This window comes from Syntrophomonas sp. UBA5494, assembly GCF_002426325.1.
Genome location: NZ_DIPG01000080.1, coordinates 2,663 through 5,051 on the forward strand (window position 1 = coordinate 2,663; position 2,389 = coordinate 5,051).

3 protein-coding genes are annotated in these 2,389 nt (G+C 47.6%); all 3 read right to left on the minus strand.

The window, feature by feature from the left end:
- Positions 1-9 precede the first annotated feature (9 nt).
- Complete coding sequence (locus tag B3W37_RS08915; RefSeq protein WP_483175443.1) at positions 10-912, minus strand: ABC transporter ATP-binding protein; 903 nt, start codon at positions 910-912, stop codon at positions 10-12.
- A 110-nt stretch (positions 913-1,022) separates the two neighbouring features.
- On the minus strand, positions 1,023-1,193 hold the full coding sequence (locus B3W37_RS08920) for a YezD family protein (protein ID WP_481039603.1): 171 nt from the start codon (positions 1,191-1,193) through the stop codon (positions 1,023-1,025).
- A gap of 113 nt (positions 1,194-1,306) precedes the next feature.
- The gene (gene cysK / locus B3W37_RS08925; protein ID WP_483175444.1) at positions 1,307-2,242 is read right to left on the minus strand and encodes a cysteine synthase A; all 936 of its coding nucleotides are present in this window, start codon (positions 2,240-2,242) and stop codon (positions 1,307-1,309) included.
- Between the last annotated feature and the right edge of the window lie 147 nt (positions 2,243-2,389).

A 2,389-nucleotide genomic window follows, 5' to 3' on the forward strand; every position in this document is an offset into this window, starting at 1 on the left:
GGGCAAGTTCTAAAGAGCCGTATCCTGGAAAATCGCTTCCGATACATCCTGAGAGCTGTTGGAAATAAACGTCTCTTCCCCTCCGTCTTGGAGTAGATTTCTGACCTTGTGCCTGATCCAGCCGAATTCGGCAGATGCCCGCACATCGCTGTTGTAACGGGGCCTGGGCAGTTTAATATCGATGACTTCTCTTATCTTTCCCGGGTTAGGCGACATCACCGCCACTCTGTCGGCAAGATAAATCGCTTCTTCGATGCTATGGGTGACAAAGATAATGGTTTTCCCGGTTTTTTCCCATATGCGGAGCAATTCATCCTGCAAGCTTTCCCGGGTCTGAGCGTCGACGGCGGCAAAAGGTTCATCCATCAGCAAAACCTCGGGATCGTAAGCCAGAGCGCGGGCAATAGCCACTCTTTGTTTCATGCCTCCCGACAACTCATGGGGATAGCGATCTTCAAAACCCTGTAGTTCCACTAAATTGATAAACTTGTCGCTAATCGCTCCGCGTTCAGCCCTGGGTACACCTTTTATTTCCAGGCCAAATTCAACATTGTCCCGGACCGTACGCCAGGGAAAAAGCGCGTATCCCTGCAAAACAATGCCCCTGTCCAGGGCCGGACCGGTAATCAATCGGCCATCTATATAAATCTCGCCGGAGTCCGGATGAGCCAGACCGGCGATTAAGTCGAGGAGGGTGGATTTTCCGCACCCACTTGATCCTATAATGGCTATGAATTCGCCTTTTTCAACTTCAAGATTGACATCCTGTATGGCCACAAAACGCTTCGGCCCTTCACCGGTATTTTTAATCGGGTAAATTCGACTTACATTATGGATCGAAATTTTAGATTCCGTATTAAGAGCTTTTTTTGCATTTTGCTCCACTTTAGGTTTAAGCTTTAAAAACCCCACTTCCAATCACCTTCTTCTTGGATTTTTTCGGTGTTCAAATATTTATAATCAAAATAATTACAAAAATCCTACAGGCATATAATCTGACTGTCGGATATTGCATTGCCGGCTCAAACCAGTCTGATTTTCTCGTGTTTGTCAATTTGAACCACTTTGCCATCTTGAATGATAATTGTAAGCGAACCGAAGCGAATTTCTTCTATTAAATTGAGCAAATAATCCAAATCCAGACGAGAGATAATCAAACGTTCATCTTTCGAAAGGTTTTTTTCAAGACTCATCTTTTCACCTCCTGCCCTCCATTTCATTATAATTTGTCATATATGTTTAGTATGTTTTAAGCTAAATTAATGGGGAATCGAAAATATATACTATCCCGATTCCCCTGCTGAATTTAGCCTTCCTGGAATAAGACCGTTGACAAGTATCTTTCTCCGGTATCGGGGAGCAGAGCCACAATGGTCTTACCCTGGTTTTCCGGCCTTTTAGCCAGTTGGGTGGCGGCAAAAACGGCGGCTCCGGACGAGATCCCCACCAGCAGCCCTTCTGTTTTGGACAGCAGGCGGGCCGCCTCGATGGCCTCCTCGTTTTTAACCTTGAATATTTCATCCACCACGTTTAAGTTCAAAACGTCCGGTACAAATCCCGCACCGATACCTTGTATTTTATGGGGTCCGGGCGATCCTCCGGATAATACCGGGGAATCAAAAGGCTCCACGGCTACGATCTGCACGCCGGGTTTTCTCTCTTTCAGAATCTCTCCCACTCCGGTGACGGTTCCACCCGTGCCCACCCCGCCTACAAAGATGTCAACCTGGCCGTCGGTGTCACGCCATATTTCTTCAGCTGTGGTAGCCCGATGAATTTCAGGATTGGCCGGATTTTTGAATTGCTGCGGTATAAAGGAGTGGGGCGTTTGGGCGGCCAGTTCTTCGGCGGCCCGAATGGCCCCCGGCATACCGTTGGCGCCGGGAGTCAGCACCAGTTCCGCTCCCAGGGCTTTGAGCAGGTTCCTGCGTTCAACGCTCATGGTATCAGGCATAGTCAAAATAAGCCGGTAGCCCTTGGCAGCCGCTACAAAGGCCAGGGCGATGCCGGTATTGCCGCTGGTGGGTTCGATAATAATGGTGTCCTTGTTGATCAGCCCTTTATCTTCAGCGTCCTTGATCATGGAATAGCCGATACGGTCTTTGACACTGCCGGCTGGATTAAAATACTCCAATTTAACAATCACTCGGGCGTTCAAGTGATTGTACTGGTTGTAATTTGACAACTCCAATAGGGGCGTGTTTCCGATGAGGTCGGTAAGGTTTTTTGCTATTTTGGCCATTCATTTTCCCTCCAATAATCTTAACTTATAACCTACTATTTCAATTGGATTACATGGCTTATTTATAACATGCGCCGCTGTCTTTGTCAATGCAGTTTTAATAGATTTGTGCAATGGCGGCTCACGATAGCGGATAGGCCGCCTGCA

Excerpts from the sequence above, each read along its gene's own strand:
- B3W37_RS08920 (WP_481039603.1), bottom strand. The coding sequence starts at position 1,193 with ATGAGTCTTGAAAAAAACCTTTCGAAAGATGAACGTTTGATTATCTCT.
- cysK (WP_483175444.1), bottom strand. The coding sequence starts at position 2,242 with ATGGCCAAAATAGCAAAAAACCTTACCGACCTCATCGGAAACACGCCC.